This window comes from Streptomyces sp. NBC_01232 (genome assembly GCF_035989885.1).
Taxonomy (GTDB): domain Bacteria; phylum Actinomycetota; class Actinomycetes; order Streptomycetales; family Streptomycetaceae; genus Streptomyces.
In genome coordinates, this window is record NZ_CP108518.1 from 7,637,727 (window position 1) to 7,655,332 (window position 17,606).

The 17,606-nt window shown below is 74.5% G+C and carries 10 protein-coding genes; 4 read left to right on the plus strand and 6 right to left on the minus strand.

Annotated elements, in window-relative coordinates:
• The first annotated feature begins 119 nt into the window (after nt 1-119).
• The 4 genes from OG444_RS35215 (at nt 120) to OG444_RS35230 (ending at nt 9,039) form a co-directional block, all read left to right on the plus strand.
• Nucleotides 120-3,398, plus strand: a complete 3,279-nt coding sequence (locus OG444_RS35215; protein ID WP_442810702.1) for a type 2 lanthipeptide synthetase LanM family protein — start codon at nt 120-122, stop codon at nt 3,396-3,398.
• Nucleotides 3,399-3,686: 288 nt separating this feature from the next.
• Complete coding sequence (locus OG444_RS35220; RefSeq protein WP_327265912.1) at nt 3,687-3,887, plus strand: hypothetical protein; 201 nt, start codon at nt 3,687-3,689, stop codon at nt 3,885-3,887.
• 120 nt (nt 3,888-4,007) lie between these two features.
• The gene (locus tag OG444_RS35225; protein WP_327265913.1) at nt 4,008-6,971 is read left to right on the plus strand and encodes a helix-turn-helix transcriptional regulator; all 2,964 of its coding nucleotides are present in this window, start codon (nt 4,008-4,010) and stop codon (nt 6,969-6,971) included.
• A 235-nt stretch (nt 6,972-7,206) separates the two neighbouring features.
• Nucleotides 7,207-9,039, plus strand: coding sequence for an AfsR/SARP family transcriptional regulator (locus OG444_RS35230; protein WP_327265914.1), 1,833 nt, complete (start codon nt 7,207-7,209; stop codon nt 9,037-9,039).
• 55 nt (nt 9,040-9,094) lie between these two features.
• Here OG444_RS35230 and OG444_RS35235 read toward each other — a convergent pair whose 3' ends face one another.
• Genes OG444_RS35235 through OG444_RS35260 form a run of 6 tightly spaced genes read right to left on the minus strand, consistent with a single transcriptional unit; the run spans nt 9,095 to nt 17,156 of the window.
• On the minus strand, nt 9,095-11,233 hold the full coding sequence (locus OG444_RS35235) for a prolyl oligopeptidase family serine peptidase (RefSeq protein WP_327265915.1): 2,139 nt from the start codon (nt 11,231-11,233) through the stop codon (nt 9,095-9,097).
• A 26-nt stretch (nt 11,234-11,259) separates the two neighbouring features.
• Nucleotides 11,260-12,810: an MFS transporter gene (locus OG444_RS35240; protein WP_327265916.1), complete on the minus strand. Its 1,551-nt coding sequence runs from the start codon at nt 12,808-12,810 to the stop codon at nt 11,260-11,262.
• A complete protein-coding gene (locus OG444_RS35245; protein WP_327265917.1) occupies nt 12,807-13,736 on the minus strand; it encodes a DUF6895 family protein in 930 nt (309 codons plus the stop codon). Before OG444_RS35245 ends, OG444_RS35240 begins: the two co-directional genes overlap by 4 nt.
• 2 nt (nt 13,737-13,738) lie before the next feature.
• Nucleotides 13,739-14,935 carry a radical SAM protein gene (locus OG444_RS35250; RefSeq protein ID WP_327267030.1) on the minus strand — a complete coding sequence of 399 codons (1,197 nt, stop codon included), beginning with the start codon at nt 14,933-14,935 and terminating at the stop codon, nt 13,739-13,741.
• Between the two features lie 38 nt (nt 14,936-14,973).
• Nucleotides 14,974-15,942 carry a DUF6895 family protein gene (locus OG444_RS35255; protein ID WP_327265918.1) on the minus strand — a complete coding sequence of 323 codons (969 nt, stop codon included), beginning with the start codon at nt 15,940-15,942 and terminating at the stop codon, nt 14,974-14,976.
• A gap of 8 nt (nt 15,943-15,950) precedes the next feature.
• On the minus strand, nt 15,951-17,156 hold the full coding sequence (locus tag OG444_RS35260) for a glycosyltransferase (protein ID WP_327265919.1): 1,206 nt from the start codon (nt 17,154-17,156) through the stop codon (nt 15,951-15,953).
• Between the last annotated feature and the right edge of the window lie 450 nt (nt 17,157-17,606).

Genomic DNA, 17,606 nt, shown 5'->3' on the forward strand with positions numbered 1-17,606 from the left:
TCGTGCAGGACGCTAGGACCGGCAGGTATGGGAACGGTTCGGCGACGGCATGCGACTGGTATCCGGTATCCCACCGTTTCGCCGCAGGGCGCGGGTGCTCGAGGCCTGGTGGAGAAAACATGGGGGTCTCTTCCCCATGTGGGGGAGGCACCCCTCGTACCAGGATCGGGCGTGGCGCGGAGCGCTGGGGACGGGCTCGGGGAGGGGCACGGGTGGCTGGGCAGGGGCGGGCCGGGGTTGAGCTGTCGGCGGTCGAGCGGTGGTGGGAGGCCGGTCTCGTCGGTGGTGGCGGGGGTGAAGGGCGGCCGGACTGGGCCGTGTTCGCCGAGGAGGCGTCGGCGGTCGCGCCGGAGGAGGCCGTGGCCCCCGAGGAGGCCGCGGCCCCCGAGGGGAACGTGGCGAACGAGGAGACCGTGGCGCCCGAGGGGAACGAGGAGACCGTGGCGCCCGAGGGGAGCCGTCCGGGGCTGAGCGGTTTCGAGTGGGTGCTGCGGCCCTTCACCGTCTGCGCGGGGGAGCGGCTGGAGCGGGGCGTGTCGGAACGGGCCCGCAGGCTCGTGGACATGACGGCCGTGCGGGACGACCTGGAGAGGCACCTCAGCGGCAGGCTGGCACGGGCAGCGGCGCGGACGCTGGTGCTGGAGCTGTACGAGGCGCGGAGCGCCGGGCGGCTCGACGGGGACGACACGCGGGCCCGGTTCCGGGACTTTCTGGGGCGAGTCGCGTCCCGGAGCGGCCTGACGGCCCTGCTGGCCGGCCGCCCGGTGCTGGCGCGGATCCTGGGGCGGGCTGCGCTGGATGCGGCGGACGCCGTCGCGGAGGCGCTGGAGCGGCTGGCGGACGACCACGCCCGACTGACCGCCGGTCTCCTGGAGTCCGGCGGGGACCCGGGGCTGGTCGTTGGTGTCGAGCCGGGGGCCGGCGACGGTCACCGCGGCGGGCGGAGCGTGATGCTGCTGCGCTTCGCCGACGGGACCCGGCTGGTGTACAAGCCACGGCCCCTTTCCGTGCACGGCCACTTCAACGACCTCGTCGCCTGGTTCAACGGCCTGCCCGACTCCGTGGACCTCCGTACGCTGCGGCTGCTCGACCGGGGTGACTACGGGTGGGTGGAGTTCGTCGGCTCGGCGCCCTGCGCCTCTGCCGAGGAGGTCGAGACGTTCTACCGGCGCCAGGGCGCGCTGCTGGCGCTGCTGCACCTGATCGACGGGACCGACCTGCACCACGAGAACCTGATCGCCGTCGGCGCCCACCCCGTGCTGATCGACGTCGAGACGCTGTTCCACCCGCCGACGACGGCCACCGCCACGGAGGACCCCGCCGCCCGCGCACTCCACGAGTCGGTGTACCGCGTCGGGCTGCTGCCCCAACTGCTGGTGGGCGACGACAGCGCCCTGGACGTGTCCGCGGTGGGCGGCGGTCTCCAAGCGGCGTCGCCCGTCCTCCGGGCGGACTGGGCCGAGGCCGGTACCGACCGGATGCGGCTGGTGCGCAGGGCCGGGAGGTTCGGCGAGTCCGCCAACCGGCCACGTCTTGCGGGCGGCGGGCCCGTCGAGCCGGCGGCCCACATCGAGGCGCTCTGCGCCGGATTCCGCGCCGGGTACACGGCCATCGCCGCGGCCAGGGAGGAACTGTTGCACGAGACTGCCCTGTTGAAGGCGTTCGCCGAGGACGAAGTGCGGGTGCTGGTCCGTCCCACCTGGGTGTACAGCACGCTGCTCGACGAGTCGACGCACCCCGATCTGCTCAAGGACGCGGGCGAGCGGCAGCGGGTTCTGGAGACCCTGCGGACCGACGTGCTCGGGACGGTCCTCGCGCCCGACCTGGTGGACGAGGAGATCGCCCAGCTCTGGGCGGGGGACGTACCGCTGTTCACCGCCCGTCCGGGCCGGGACCGCCTGTGGGGCGCGCCGGAGCGGGCCCTGGCCGGCCGTACGGACCGGACCGGGATCGCCCGGGTCGCCGCGCGGCTCGCCGCCCTGGACACGGTCGACCGCCAGGACCAGGAGTGGATCGTGCGGGCCGCGATGGCGACGGCCTCCCGCGCGCCCGTGCACCGGCCCGTCCGGGACCGGCGCAGCCGTACGGCGGAGCGCGCCCCGGAGCCGGAGCGGCTGCTGTCGGCGGCCCGTTCCGTCGGGGACCGGCTGGTCTCCCTCGCGTACCGCGAAGGACCGCGCAGCAACTGGATCGGCCTGGAGCTCCTGGACGACCGTTACTGGCGGATCGGCCCGATGCCGGCCGACCTGGCAGGCGGGTACACCGGGACGGCACTGTTTCTGGCCGAATTGGCGGCGCTCACCGGGGCCGGACACTACGCGGAGGTGGCCCGTACGGCCCTGGCGCCGGTGCCGAAGCTGCTCGACGCGCTGAGCGGCCGGCCCGCGGACCTCCGCGCGGTGGGCTCGGGGGCCTTCTCGGGCCTCGGCGGCATCGCGTACGCGCTCGCCGGGACGGCACGGCTGCTGGACGATCCGGAGGTCGGCTCATGGGCGTCCGCGATGCTGCGGCTGGCCGGCGCGGCGGCTCTCTCCGAGGGGGAGCACGGGGTCGGCGCGGGTGTCGCGGGCGGGCTCGTCGCGCTGCTGGCGGCGCACCGGGACGGCTCCGGCAGTGGCTCGGGAGCCGCTGCCGGTGCGGAGGGGCAGGAGACCCGGAGGAACGCGCGGGCCTGCGCGGACCGGTTGCTGGTCGCCGACCCCACGGCCGGCGGGCGGGGCTTCACGACGGGGGCCGCCGGGCTCGGCTGGGCCCTGCTGCGGTTCGCCGAGGCAGCCGAGACCGAGGCCGAAGCCGGTGCCGGGGTCGAGGCCGGGGTCGGGAACGCGGCCACCCGGGGCTCCGGGGTCGGGGCGGCCGAGGGCAGCGAGCGCTACCGGCTCGCGGGCCTGTCCGCGCTGCGGGCCGCCGTGGCCGGAGAGCCCGACGGAGCCCGGGGGCCGGGCGGCCGCGGGGGATCCTCCCTGCGGGTTCCCGCCGACGGGCCCCCGCCCGGAGCCCGCGCCTCGGCCTGGTGCCGGGGGCGCGCCGGCATCGCGCTCGCGGTGCTGGACGCGCCGGGTGCCCTGGACGACCCGCACCTCGCGGCCTGGTCCCGCAGGGCCGCCGAAGGGCTGGGCAGGGACAGGCCGGCTCCCGACGACAGCCTCTGCCACGGCGAGGCCGGACTGTGCGAACTCCTGGGCCACAGCGCGGTCCCGGAGCTGCGTGCGCACTGGATCCGTCGGGCCGGAGCACTCCTCGCATCCGTCGAGGAGACCGGTGCCCGCAGCGGCGCCCCGGACGGGGTTCCGCATCCCGGCCTGCTGACCGGGCTGGCGGGGATCGGGCACGGACTCCTCCGGGCGGGGTTCCCGGAGCGCGTGCCGTCCGCGCTCCTCCTGAATGCAGCCGGCTAGGCCGTCTCTTCCGGATCTTGTCGGCCGAGCGCGGGCCCGGGGGCACCTCCCAGCGGTAGCCGGGGGAGCAAGATCCGGAAGAGACGGCCCCGGGCGGACCGCGCACCCGGCATCATGCAGGGCCGCCGCCTGCGATGCCCCCCCACGAAGCACCCGACCGCACGACCCGACACACCGCACGACCCGACACACCGCACCACCCGACACACCGCACCACCCGACACACCGCACCACCGCACAGCTCAGCACGACCACCACTCCTGCGGCTACGAGGAACGGACGACGACCATGCAGATCAACGACTCGGTGAGGTACGTCGACAGCAGCGCCGGCGCGGAGACCGCCGCCCACGACCACCCGTTGGGCGAGGTGACGTTCGGGGCGAGCGGGACGCTGGGACTGCGCAGCCGCCTGCTCAGGACGTCGGACTCCGACACCGCCGCCTCCCTGGACATGCCCTTCACCACCGGATCCCTCACGCTGTTCTGAAGGGAGGACGGGAACGTCGACCGGTGATCTGGCCGGGATGACGTCTTGACTGATCGAGCGGAGGCCGGGGGGTCCCCCGGCCCTCTGCCGTGCGTGAAAAAGATCAAGTAGCCTGCGCCCATGCGAGCGACGTCGTCGGTCATCGTGGGGCGGGACGCCGAGATCCGGCTGCTGGACGAGGCCCTGGAGAGCGTCAGGAAAGGTGCCGGACGGGCGGTGTTCCTCGTCGGGGAGGCGGGGATCGGCAAGTCCCGGCTGGCCGGCGAGTGCGCCCTGCGCGCGTACGACCGGGACATGCCGGTGCTGCGCGGCCGTGCCACGTCCACCGGGCTCGTCGTGCCCTTCCGGCCCCTGGTCGAGGCGCTGTCCTCCCGGTTCCGGGCGGCGGGTGCTCCGGACGATCCCGAACTCCAGCCCTACCGGCCCGCGTTGGCCGGCCTCGTACCGGAGTGGCGGGCCGACGCGGTGGCGCCCGGATATGCGATCTCACTGGTCGAACTGGCCGAGGCGCTGCTCAGGTTACTGGCGGTGCTCGGCCGCGAGCGGGGCTGCGTGATCCTTCTGGAGGACCTGCACGACTCCGACACCGAGACGATCGCGGTCGTCGAATACGTCGTCGACAACGTGGCGGAACTGCCGGTCCTCCTGGTCGGCACGCTCCGGCCCGACCCCGGCCCCGCACTGGACCTCGCGCTCGCCGCCGAGCTGCGCAACACCGCCTCGTTGGGTGAGATGGGGCCGCTGGACGAAGCCGCCGTACGGGACATGGCGGCCGCGTGTCTGGACGTCGGACCGGGTGAGGTGCCCCCGGCCGTGCATCGGCACCTCGCGCAGTGGGCGTGCGGGAACCCGTACCTGGTGGAGGTGCTCCTCGCCGACCTGCTGGACACGGGACGGCTGAGCAGGGCCGACGGCGGGTGGCGGCTCGAGGAGGACGGCGAGGCGACGGTACCGACGGGCGCGGTCCGCAGTTGGGCGCGCCGGCTGGACCGGCTCGACGAACCGGTGCGCGAGTTATTGCTCGTCGCGGCGACGCTCGGCGGCCGGTTCTCCGTCGGGGCTCTCAGGGCGGTGACCGGACTCGACGACCGGGCGCTGTTCGCCCATCTCCGGTCGGCCTCCGAGGTGGGGATCATCGCCCCGGACGGGGCCGCCCACGACCACTACACTTTCCGTCACGTTCTGACGGCGGACGCGCTCAGGGCCTCGCTGCCGCCCGCCGAGCAGGCCGCGCTGGCCCGGCGCGCGGCCTCCGCCATCGAGGATTGCGCCGCCGAACTGCCGGGCGATCATCGTCAGTTGGTGGCCACCCTGCGGCTGGCGGCGGGCGACAAGGTGGCCGCGTCCCGGCAGTTCGCCCAGGTCGGCCGGCAGATGCTGGACGCCGGTGCGTCCGGCTCGGCCGCCGTGCTGCTGGAGCGCGCCCGGGGGCTCGCGGCCGACGAGGAGCGGGATGAGGTCACGGTGCAGCTGGCGATCGCCCAGGCCGAGTCCGGGCGGCTCGACGAGGCGGCCGCCCTGCTCGACGATCTTGCGCCGGCGCCCATCGGATCGCGTGCCGCGGAGGAACGGGCCCAGGCGCACACGCAGGTCGCGTGGGTCGCCACCATGGCGGAGCAGCAGGACGAGGCGCGCCGCCGGATCCGGGCGGCCCGCGCCGTGCTGGGGATCGCCCCGCGCCCGGAGCAGGAGGCGGCGCTCGCGGTGGTCGAGGGCCACCTCGCGCTGCTGCCGGAGCGGGACGGCCGGGGCGAGGGGCGCGGCCCGGTGGACCGGGGCGGCGAGGGCGATCGTGAGCGGCTGGAGCAGGCGGAACGTTCCGCCCGAAGCGCCGCGCTCACGGCGGAAGAACGCGGCCGGCCCGTGGTGGCCTGCCAGGCGTGGCAGCTGCTGGCCATGCTGTCCCGGGAACGCGGGTTCGACGAGGCCGACGCCTGCCTGGAACGGATGCTGGCGGTCGCCGAGGAGCACCGGCTCGCGGTGTACCGGGCCGAGGCGCTGGTGCGGCTGGGCACCAACGCGTTCATGCGGACCGGTGGGGCGACCCGTCTGGAGACCGCCCGTACGGCGGCTCACGAACTCGGTTCGCTGGCCCTGCTCCAGGCCGTCGACGGGTTGCTCGCCATGCAGAGCGTGCTGGGCGGACGATGGGACCGGGCCCGGGGGATCGTCGAGCGGTCGGTGGAGGCCAGCGCCCGACTCCAGAACCTGTCGACCCACCGCTACCTGTTGCTCGTCGACGCCACGCTCGCCGCCCACCAGGGGCGGGCCCGCGATCAGGAAAGAGCCCTGGCCCGCTTCCGCCGGGCAGGTGGGGAGGAGTCCATGCTCGTTCCCCTGCAGCGCGGACTGTGCCAGGCCATGGGCGCGCTGATGGGGGAGGACCGGGAGCGGGCGAGGACCGAGCTCGACGCGGCGCTGGCGTGGGAGCGGGAGCACCCGAGCTTCTTCTACCTCAGCGGCCGGTACGGCCTCGGACCCCTGTTACGGATCCTCGACGGCGAGGAGGGCGGCCGTGAGGCGTACCGGGAGGCGCTGGCCTCGCCGGGCGGGCAGCTGGCCTGGAACAGGATGTTCCTCGGCATGGCCGACGCGGTGCTGCGTGGCCGGGACGGCGACGCGGCCGGTGCGCAACGCGCCGTGGAGCGGGCCGGCCGTGCGGCCACGGTGTTTCCGCAGGCGTGGCACCTCGCCCTGCGTCTGACCGCAGAGGCGGCGCTCGCCGATTCCTGGGGTGAGCCGGTCGCCTGGCTGCGGACCGCCGAGGAGTACTTCCACGAGGCGGGCGTACCCCCGCTGGCCGGGGCCTGCCGGGCCGTCCTGCGGCAGGCGGGGGCCAGCGTCCCGCAGCGCCGGGGCGGCCGGGAGCGGATCCCCGCGGCTCTGCGCACCGCGGGCGTAACGCCGCGCGAGTACGAGGTGTTCGTGCTGCTCGCACAGCGGCCCGGCAACCAGCAGATCGCCCAGAGCCTGTCCATCTCGCCCCGTACGGTGGAGAAGCACATGGCGAGCCTGATGACCAAGACCGGCTCCGCGGACCGCTCGGCCCTGTGCGCCCTGTCGGCGGAGCACGCGGATGTCTGAAGGGCGTCCGGCCCTCAACACCCCACCCCTGCAGTGAAGATCCCCGCCCCCGGTGCTCTGCGACACCCTGCGCCGCCGGGATGGGGGACGCCCCCGACTTTATGGGGGCCCGGTCCCCCATGACACCGTCACGGGCGGCACGACTGTACGGGCCCGGCCCCGATGTGTGACGGGTACGCGCCGTGGATCATCGAGGGGACCGACCCACTCCCGTACCCCTACGGAGGTCCGCTCGATGCCGAGTCCGTCAGCGCAGACCGCAGTGCCACCCGGCCTGCTCAGGTTCTCCGTCCTCGGCCCGCTCACGGTCCACCGGGACGACCGGACGCTGCCCCTCGGCCCGTTGAAGCAGCGGGTCGTGCTGGCAACCCTGCTCGGCTCGGCCAACAGCCCGGTGACCGTCGACGCGTTGACCGACGCGGTCTGGCAGGACGAGCCCCCGCGCACCGCCCGCAAGAACCTCCAGGTGTACGTCAGCGCCCTGCGCGCGCTGCTCGCGGATGACGACCGCGACCGGCCGCGGCTCGCCCACACAGGAGGCGGCTACGTGCTGCGCGTGGCGGAGGACGAGCTCGACCTCCTGAGGTTCCGCTCCCTGGTGCGGGCCGCCGAGGGGCAGGAGCCCCGCACGGCCGCCCGACTGCTGCGCCAGGCCCTCGACCTGTGGCAGGGGCCACCGCTGGGCGACGATCTGCGGCAGTCGCCCCGGCTGACGGAGGAGGCCGAGCGGCTGGAGCTGCACCACCTGAGCGCCTACGAGAGCTGGGCGGAGGCGGAGCTGGAGCTGGGCGGCGCGGCGGCGGTGGTCGAGGGGCTGCGCGACCTGGTGGAGCGGCACCCGCTCCGGGAGCGGCTCCGGTCCGCCTGGATGTGCGCGCTGAGCGGGTCGGGCAGGCAGGCCGAGGCGCTCGCGGCGTACGACGACTACCGGCAGCTCCTCGCCCGGGAACTGGGCCTGGATCCGGGCGGCGCGATGACGGCCCGGTACCGGATGATCCTCGCGGGTGACGGCCGGTCCGGGGCGGGCGGGGCCGCCCGGCCGCCGGCCGCTGTGTCATCGGCGGCAGGGCCATCGACGGCCCTGCCGCCCGACCTCGTCGACTTCACCGGACACGGCGAGGAACTGGGGGCTCTCACGGACCTCTTGGAGGCAGACGGTGCCGGCCGCACCGTACTGCTGTCCGGCCCTGCCGGGGCCGGCAAGACCGCGCTCGCCGTGCGGGCCGCCCATCTGCTGGGCGACCGGTTCCCCGACGGGCGGCTCTGCGTCTCCCTGCGTGACGAGGACGGCCGTACCCGCCCGCTGCCGACGGTGCTCGCGGAGCTCGGCGAACGGACCGGCCGGATCGGGCTGTCCGGGCCCGAGGCGTGGCGGGAGTGGCTTGCGGAGCACCGCGTGCTGGTGATCCTGGACGACGTGCCCGACGAACGCGCCGTACGACCGCTGCTCCCGTGCGGCGGGCGGGGCAGGATGCTGCTCACCGCGCGCGGCCAGCTGGGCGGTCTCGCGCCCGTGCACCGGATCTGCGTCCCACCGCTCGGCACCGCCGAGTCGATGCAACTGCTCGCCGGGCTCGTCGGCCGGAGCCGGGTGCGGGCCGACCGGGAGGCCGCCCTGCGCATCGTGCGCGCCTGCGGCGGCTCGCCCCTGGCGGTCCGGGTGAGCGGGATGCGCCTCGCGGTGCTCCGCCACGTGCCGCTGCGGGAGTTCGCGGACCGGCTCACCGACCCCGCGGGGGCGCTGGACGAACTGGCCTCCGGGGACGTGTCCGTCCGGCGGTGGCTGGCCCACGGCTGGGAGGCGCTGCCGGAGGAATGGGGCCGGGACACGGGACGGCTGGCCGCCGGCACCGGGGAGGGTCCCTTCGGCCTGACCGAGGCGGCCGAGGCCCTCGGCTGCGACGAGCGGCACGCCGTACGGAAGGTGGAGGCGCTCATCGACGCCGGAATGGTGACTTCGCCCTGCGGTGAGGTGACCGCGCACGCGGCGCAGTACGAACTGCCGCACCTGATACGGATGTACGTGCGCGGCTCGGGGCTCGGGATCCCCGTGCCGGTCTCGGGCTGAGCGGCGCCCCGCGGCCCGCTCCGGCCGCCCACGTCGGGCGACCGAAGCAGGCGTGTCACGGGGTCGCCGGGCCGGGCCCTCCCGGGGCGGGGAGCCCCACCTGTTCCGCGAGGAAGGCGAGGCACTCGGCCTGCAGCGCCACCCCGCGGGACGCGGACCGGTCGCCGTGACCGACGCCGCGCTCCAGCCGCAGCAGCACCGGACCGGTGCCACGAGAGGCGTGCTGGAGGGCGGCGCACATCTTGCGGGCGTGCAGCGGATCGGTCCGGGTGTCGCCGTCCGCGGCCACCAGCAGCACCGCCGGGTAGGCGGTCCCGGGCGTGACCCGGTGATAGGGGGAGTAGCCGAAGAGCGTCGGCAGCAGGGCAGGATCCTGCGCGCTGCCGTACTCGGGCGTCCAGCTCGGCCCGAGGCCGGACCGTTCGTAGCGGACCATGTCCAGCAGGGGGGCCATGCACACCACGGCGGCGTACTTCCCCGGTTGCTGGGTGAGCGCGGCGCCCACCAGCAGCCCGCCGTTGGAGCCGCCCATGATCGTGAGGCGGCCCGGCTCGGTCCAGCCCTCCGCGAGCAGGCAGTCGCCGGCCGCGGCGAAGTCGTCGAAGGTGTTCTGCTTGTTCCGCCCGCTTCCCGCCCGGTGCCAGGCATCGCCCTCCTCGCCGCCGCCGCGCAGGCCCGCCCAGGCGAACACCCCACCGGCCCTGACCCAGGCGAGGACCTGGGCGCGGTACCGGGGGGACATCGTCTTGCCGAAGCCGCCGTAGCCGGTGAGCAGCGCGGGGCGCGGCACGTCCGGACGGCCGCTGGGGGAGATCACGAACATGCGCACCGTCGTGCCGTCCCGCGAGGGGAAGGCGACCTGGCGGGTGACCGCGCCGCCGACGCCCGGGGCGTCCGGGGCGTCGCGCTCCCAGCGCGTCGCCCGACCGGTCCGGGCGTCGAAGCGCAGCACCCGCGGCGGTGTGACGAAGTCGGTGTAGGCGAAGTAGGCCTCGTGACCGCCGGGCGCTCCGGCCGAGAAGTCGCCGACCGCTCCGGTGCCGGGCAGCGGAACCGTGGCGGTCTGCCGGCCCTCGACCAGATCGTGCACGGTCACCTCGGCAACCGTGTCGCGGGTCCAGGCGGCCAGGCCGAGCGGGTGCTTCAGCTCCGGGCCGGACAGTACGACGAGGTGGGTGAGCACCGCGTCGGGCCGTTCGGGGATCACCTCGCGCCAGGCGCCGGGGCCCAGGTGGAGTTCCGCCGGCCGGCACGCGACGACGCGTCCGCGGGCGGCGTCGCGGTCGGTGCGCAGCCACACCAGGTCCCGCGGGCCCGTGCCCGGCACCGCGTGCAGGCGGGTGGCGGCGTCCATGCCCTCCTGGACGGGCCGCAGCTCCGGCCGCTCCAGCGGCCCCTGCGACAGGTCGGCCAGGTACAGATCGGTGCCGCGGCCGGTGCCGAGCGTGGCAGTGACGCCGAGCCAGCGGCCGTCCGCGGTCACGCTGACGCTGTAGAACTGGGTCCTGTCCCGGCCCTCGCCGAAGACCAGGGCGTCCGCCGCGGGGTCCGTGCCGACCCGGTGGAGCCACACCCGGCGGTGGTAGCGCCCCTCGCCGGGGTGCAGCGCAGGGGCGAGGTTGCGGACGTAGTAGTACGCCTCACCGCCGGGCAGCCAGCCGATCGACGACCTCCGCACCCGGTCCACCGGCCCGTCGACGATCCTCCCGGTGGCCACGTCGAGCACCTGGAGCACCGAGTCCTCCGTGCCGTTCCGGGACACCTGGAAGGCCAGCAGGTCGCCCTCCACGGAGGGCTCCCAGGCGTCGAGCACGGTGCGTCCGGACGGGTCGAGGGCACTGGGGTCCAGCAGCACCCGCTCCGGCGTGTCCGCCCCGGCCTCCGCCACCATGAGTACCGGATGCTCCTGACCGGCGTCCTGCCGCAGCCAGAAGACCCGGCCGCCGCGGACCTCGGGAGCCCGGGCGCGGTCCACGGCGTCGATCGCCGCCACCTCCGCCCTCCAGTGCTCCAGGTCCGTCCAGGACGCCCGTTGCGCCTCGTAGAGCGCGTCCTGCTCCGCGCCCCACCGGAGTGTCGCGGGGGACTCGGCGTCCTCCAGCGGGCGGTACGGGTCGGGAACGCGCAGACCGTGCAGTTCCTCGACGACGTCCTGCCGCTCCGCGTGCGGGTAGCGGCGGGGCTCCGGGCTCACTCGTTGCTCCCTCATCCGTCGGTGGGTCAGAGGTCGTTGGACCGGTTGATGACGCAGGCGGAGAGCTCCTCGTCGTCGTTGTGGGCGACGACCTCGATGTCCTCGCGCTCCGTCGGCCCAGGGTCCGCCGTACCGGTGTCGGGCATGTCCGTCCTCCTTCGTGTCAGGCGTCCGTGCGCGAACGGACGGGTCTTCTGCCGGGACTTCGGTGGGGTCTGCGGCCGTGTCTGCGGTCCGGTCCTCGGCCGGGAATCGTCGTGCGACGAGCCCTGCCTGCCGGGCAGGGCCGCCATCGCGAAGAAACCGGCCAGGACGACGATCAGCCCCGACGCGGCGATGATCGTGTCGACGGGGCCGAACCGGAGCCCGCCGAGCGAGCCCCCGACGTCATGCAGCACGGATCCGGCGAGCCAGCCGGAGAGGGCCGCGGAGAGCATTGACGCGAGCCGGGTCACCGGATAGAACACGGCCATCACCCGGCCCCGGTACTCCGGGGGCGCCGCCGCGAGCAGCAGCGGTGACATCGCGGTGTTCAGCATGGTGAGCGGAACGGTGAAGACGAAGAGCAGGGCGACACCGCCCAGGAAGCCGGTCTGCCGGGAGTAGGCGACCAGCAGCACACCGCTCACCAGCAGGCCGGTCCAGGTGGTCCGCCGCGCCCCGAGCCACTGCACCATCCGGCCCCCGCACAGCGCTCCCACGATGCCACCCGCACCCATGGCCATGCCGAGGTATCCGTAGAGGTGGGCGTCCGCGTGGAGGTTGTCGGTGGCGAAGAAGACGTTGAGGGTGCCCAGGGTCCCGACCCCGAACTGGCCTATGACGGCGAGCAGGAGCAGCGCCACCAGGAACCGGCTGCCCGCGAAGAAGCGCAGCCCGTCCATGAACTCCCGTCGCAGCGCGCCCTTCCTGCGCTCGGCGGGCTTCTGCGCCTCGCCCGGCCGGGCCGGGCCCGCGCCGGGAGCGCGTACGCCGATGGAACGGATCGCGACGTAGGACACGGCGTACGTGAGGCCGTTGAGGAGCAGGGCCCACTGCAGCCCGGCGGTGAACAGCAGCGGTGCGGCGAGCGGCGGCCCGACGATCCAGGCCGTCTCGGCGGTCGCCTGCCCGATGCCGGCCGCCCGGGCGCGGTCGGCGTCCCCGGTCACCAGGTCCGCGAGGACCGCGAAGCGCGCGGGGGAGAAGAACTGGCCGGCCGCGTGGAGCAGGAGCACGGTCGCGTAGATCAGGGCCAGCCAGACACCGCTCGGGAGGGTACCGGCCGGCAGGAAGGTGACGGCCGCCAGCACGGCCACCAGGCCGCCGCGGAGCACCTCGGTGCGCAGCATCGTGGCGCGCTTGTCCCAGCGGTCGACGAACACGCCGGCGAGCGGACCGATGGCCAGCACGGCTACACCCGACGCCATCACGATCCCGCTGACCGCCAGCGGCGCCCACGACTCGTCCTTCGCCAGCACGGTGGCCACCCACAGCACCAGCGTCGTGCTGAAGACGGCGTCCCCGACGGACGAGACGGCCTGGCCGATCCAGAGCCGGGTGTAGTCCCGGTTGATCAGGGTCAGCCGCGGTCTCATGACGGCCTCGGCGACGAGACGATCAGAGCCATGAGGGCGGTGACCAGGGTCGTGTGGTAGGCCTTCCGGAAGAACTCACCGCCCGGGGCCGACGGGTGCGCCGCGAGCGCCGCCGACCGCCCCGGGATCGCCCCGTCGGGCCGCTGGGCCCGGACCAGGCACTCCACTGCGGCGGCTCCCGAGGGCGTGTCCAGCGGTTCGCTCCCCAGAATGAACCGGGTGAGGACCAGCTCCGCGGCCAGGTCCCACTGCTCGCGCCGGACGCAGTGGCGCAGCAACCGGTCGACCAGGTCCCCGGCGTGCGCGAGGGCGTCCTCGCCCAGCCCGGGGGCGGTCCGGCCGAAGTCGCCGAGGTAGAAGGCGGTGTGTGTCACGGCGTACGCCTGCGGGCCGGTGAGCGGCGCCCCGTCCTGCGCCGCCGCCTCCTGGGGCCCGGCCGCACGGAACGCGACGAGCGGGCTGTGCGGCAGGAGCTCGGCGTACGGCTCGACGGTGTGGCGGACCCCGGCCTTGTCCGCGTAGTGACGGATCTCGATGCGCTGGTACGGGGACTTCCCGAGCGGTGTGAGGAACCCGGGGTCGAGCCCGGCGAGCGTCGCCCGGACCTGGGCGGTGTCGATCGCGGCGGGGGCCAGCGCGGCGTAGATCAGCCCGTATGCGGAGGCGTGCTTGGGGACGTCGGCGAACAGCCGCGGGAAATCCGGGTCCTGCCAGAGCCCCCGGACCAGGGACCCGGCCTCGCCCAGCGCCTCCGGGGGGTCCGCCAGGCGGGCCGCACAGTGGCAGAGGAGGGCCAGTTCCAGCGCCGCCTTCGCTTTGCCGTGGGTCGCCGACCGGGCGCTCGCCGAGAACGGGTCGAAGTGGTCCAGGTTCCCGCCCAGCCAGCCGAGAGCGCCGGCGCAGAGCCGCTCCAGGGGTGAGGACATGGCTACAGGCGCCCCGTCTCGTCCAGGTAGTCCAGCAGGGCCGTGTCGACGTCGTCGCCGAACCTCGCGAGCGTCCGCGCGTCCTCGTCGTAGCGGTAGAGGTCCTGGCAGCCGATCCAGCGGTCGCGGGTCTTCGCGCCCGGCAGGTAGCCGTCGGCGACCGTGCCGACCTCCCAGTCGGGTTTGCCCGCGGTCTCCCAGCAGCTGGCCAGGGTGCCGTCCGCGCTGACCACCGCGCCGTAGCGGCCGTCGGTGTGACCGCAGGTGGCACAGGACTTGCGGGCGCCGGGGCGGCTCACGGTGAAGCCCAGGTCCAAGGCCCGGCGCTGCCACCTGGCGAAGGCGGCCGGGAGTTCGCCCGTGTGCAGCAGGCTGTTGGCGTAGCCGACCCCCACGTCGCCGATGCGGGCGAAGTACAGCGTGCACCGGGCGGGGTCGAGCGCGGCGGCGAGCCGGTCGACCAGGGCGTCCACGCCGTGGAAGGTCTCCTGGGAGACGTTCACCCGCAGCGTCCACTGGAGCGCGGTGCCCTCGGAGGCCTTGGCGATATTGCCGACGATCTTGTCGAAGGTGGCGCCGCCGTCCGCCCGGCCGACCCGGATCCGGTCGTGGTCGGCGCGGTCGCCGTCGAAGGTGACCTGGACGGACGTCAGTCCGAGGTCCGCGAGCCGACGGGCGAGGGACGGGGTGAGCAGCGTCGCGTTGGAGATCATCCAGGCCGAGGTCGGCGCGATCCCCGCGGCCCGTTCCAGCAGTTCCAGGCAGCCCCGCGGATTGAGCAGGGGTTCTCCGCCGAAGAGCAGGATCCTGAGCTTCTCCAGGCCGACGGCGGCCATGTGCCGCTCGGTGAAGCCGAGGATCTCGGTGATGGTCTTCGAGGTGAGGCGGGTCTGGGCGATCCGGGGCGGCCGGCTGCCGCCCAACTGGTCCTGGGCGGTGTTCTGGAAGCAGTAGCCGCAGCCCAGGTTGCAGTGCGTGCTGGTGAGGACGGTCAGCGAATAGGCGCTGATCCGGCCGGGGGTGAACATCCCGCTCTCGTGCAGCCGCTGCTCCGCGTCGGGGCGCAGGGCTCCGTCGGCGGAGACGTGGTGGTCGCGGAGACGGGCCACCCCGCCCGGGCCCAGGAACCACCAGTTCCGCTCGCCCTTCAGGAGACGGGCGCCAAAGGGGAGGGGTGCGGGCGGGGCGGCCGGGCTCAGTTTCACGGGCAGGCCGATATTCACCGCTTGGTCGATGCTCACAGGGTCTCCCGTATTGCCGTTGCCGTTGCCGCTGTCAGGGCGGGGTCGTCGGTCCGGCCGCCGGTGACGATCAGCGTCACCAGCGCCACGACGAGGGTCACTTTGTAGGACTTGCGGAAGTATTCGACGGGCGTGGCGTCCGCCGGGAGCCGCTCGGTGGCGGAGCGTCCGGGGATCGCTCCGTCGGGGGCCTGGGCCGCGGCGAGCATTCGCAGGGCGGCCGCGCCGGAGGGGGTGCGCAGCGGATCCGCGCCCAGGCAGTACTGGGCGAGCAGCAGCTTCGCCGCGACGTCCCAGTCGCCGAGCGCCACGCAGTGGTCCGTCAGCCTTTCCACCACGCGCAGCGCCCGCGCCCGTTCCCCCTCGGGAAGGAGCGGATCGCGCAGGCCGAAGTCGCTCAGGTAGAGAAGGGTGTGCGCAACCTGGCAGCCGTCCAGGTCGGCCACGGCCAGTGTGGCGGCGCGGGGGAGCGGACTCGCCTCGTACAGCTCCTCGTACGGGGCGAACCCGTGCGGGGCGCCCGCGAGATCGGCGTAGAACCTGGCCTCGAGATGCAGGAACGGCGGCTTGCGGCCCGGCGTCAGGTAGTTGCCGGCAGAGAGCCGGGCCAGCACGGCACGGGGCGCGTCGGCGGCGGCGCCGGCCGGTGCCAGTGCCGCGTACATCAGCTCGAACTGCCGTGCGTACCTGTCGTCGAGGGTGAGGAGCTGCGGGAAGTCGGGCCGCTGCCAGACGTGTTCGACCACCTTGGTCACCTCGGCCAGGGCGGGGTCCGAGGGTGCGCACTTCTCCCAGTAGCGGCGGAGCATCGCGAGCTGCAGGAGGGCCTTCACCCGTGGGGTCACCGGCAGTTCGGCGTGCGCGGCCGGGGAGTCGAGGTACGCCGCGTGCAGCCCCATCCACCGCCGCGCGCCCGCCGACAGGCCGGCCGCGGCCTCGTCCATGCCCACTGATCGCGTACTCATGGTTCTCCTCAACAGACGGCCTGGGCCGGGAAGGCGGGGGGTGCGCCGGCCGTGGGAGCGGCGGACGCGCCGGCCACCCGCTCGGCGATGTCGGCCGCGCGTGCCGCACTGTCGGTGGCGGCCAGCCTGCCGCCGAGTGCGTGGGCACGGGCCCGCAGACCGTCGTCCCGCCACGCGGACTCCAGCAGCGCCGAGGCCTCCACGGCCGGGTTGTTCGGGAAGTGCACGGCCACGCCGGCCCGCAGGCAGGCGCCGGTGAGCAGGGGCTGCTCGGAGCCGTTGGGTGACAGCGCGAGGGGCCGGCCGCGCAGGAGCGCGGCCAGCACGGGCGCGGAGGTGCCGCTGCTCAGCACGAGCCCGGCGCGGTCGACGAGCGGGCCCATCCATCGTTTGCGGACCAGCAGGATGTCGGCCTCCGCGGCGGGCCGCGGGTCGGTCGAACGGCCCTGCTCGACCACGGCCTGGAACCGGCCACCGGTGAAGGCCTCGTTGAGCCGCGGCCACAGGCTCCTGCCCTCGAAGAAGCGGCCGAGATGGACGTAGACGACGGGCTTGCCGTTGCGCGCCAGATGGTCCCCGATCGCCTCGACCTCCGCCGGGTCGGGCGCCGGTTCCCAGGACAGGGGCCCCACGTGCCGGACCCGCTCGGGCAGCCGCGCACCCGGATACTCCAGCTCCGGATCCCCCCGCAGCAGCAACGCGTCGCCCAGCAGCGGCTCGTCCCCCCACCGTGAGGCCCGTCCCGCCAGACCGACCTCCCCCCGGACATCGGCGTGGATCCGCAGGCAGTCGTGGGTCCGGCTCTGCCGCGTCCGCCCCAGATGCGGCTCGTCGTCCCCGCCGGCCCGGTAGTCCCACAGGTGCACCGAGAGCCCGACCACCACCACCGGGATGTCCAGTGCCTCGGCGGCGAGCAGGGCGCCGTTGCACAGTACGGAGGTGACCAGCAGGTCGGCCCCCGTCTCCTTGGCCACGCGCAGCGTCGCCCGGTACTGCGCCGCGCCGGTCGGCCCCCACCACGTGGCGGAAAACGCCCGGTGGCCGCCGAAGTCCTCCGCCGCCGCGAACGGCAGTCCGGCATCGGCGGCGACGGACGCCGCGGTGGACCGGCCCAGCACGCTGACGTGATGGCCGCGGCGCCGTAGTTCCCGGCCGGCCGCGATCGCCGGATGGAGGTAGCCGCCGTCACTGAGCGGGCAGAGAAGGATCTTCATGAGGTGCCGCTCCCTACGGCGTGGCGCTGCTCCGGTGCCAGGGTGGCCGCGGGCCCCCGGCTCTGGGCAGGATCTGCCAGAGCCGGGCGGCCCGCGCGGTGCTCAGGCTCGAGGAGGAGTGATCACATCTCCGCGGAGTGGTTGACGATGCAGCCGGCCTCGGCCTCTTCGTCCTCGCGGTGGGCGACGACCTCGATGTCCTCGTTCTCGGTCTCGGGGGTGATGTTCTCGCTCATGTTCTTCTCCTTTGGTTGTCGGCGTCGTTCCGCCGGCTGAGAAGGAAGTTACGGACGCCCGGTACGGGAACGCCTGGCCACCGGTTCGGCGCCGGTATACGCCGAGCACACGGACGCAGTACGGCCCCCGAACCCCGCGGTGCGCCCCGCCCCGCCCTGTCGCACGCGCCGCCGCGCACCGGCGTCCGGCCGTCCCGACCTGCGGACCAACCGA

Coding starts and splice junctions, on each gene's coding strand:
- OG444_RS35255 (WP_327265918.1), bottom strand. CDS start 15,942: ATGAGTACGCGATCAGTGGGCATGGACGAGGCCGCGGCCGGCCTGTCG.
- OG444_RS35230 (WP_327265914.1), top strand. CDS start 7,207: ATGCCGAGTCCGTCAGCGCAGACCGCAGTGCCACCCGGCCTGCTCAGG.
- OG444_RS35245 (WP_327265917.1), bottom strand. CDS start 13,736: ATGTCCTCACCCCTGGAGCGGCTCTGCGCCGGCGCTCTCGGCTGGCTG.
- OG444_RS35260 (WP_327265919.1), bottom strand. CDS start 17,156: ATGAAGATCCTTCTCTGCCCGCTCAGTGACGGCGGCTACCTCCATCCG.
- OG444_RS35225 (WP_327265913.1), top strand. CDS start 4,008: ATGCGAGCGACGTCGTCGGTCATCGTGGGGCGGGACGCCGAGATCCGG.
- OG444_RS35220 (WP_327265912.1), top strand. CDS start 3,687: ATGCAGATCAACGACTCGGTGAGGTACGTCGACAGCAGCGCCGGCGCG.
- OG444_RS35215 (WP_442810702.1), top strand. CDS start 120: ATGGGGGTCTCTTCCCCATGTGGGGGAGGCACCCCTCGTACCAGGATC.
- OG444_RS35240 (WP_327265916.1), bottom strand. CDS start 12,810: ATGAGACCGCGGCTGACCCTGATCAACCGGGACTACACCCGGCTCTGG.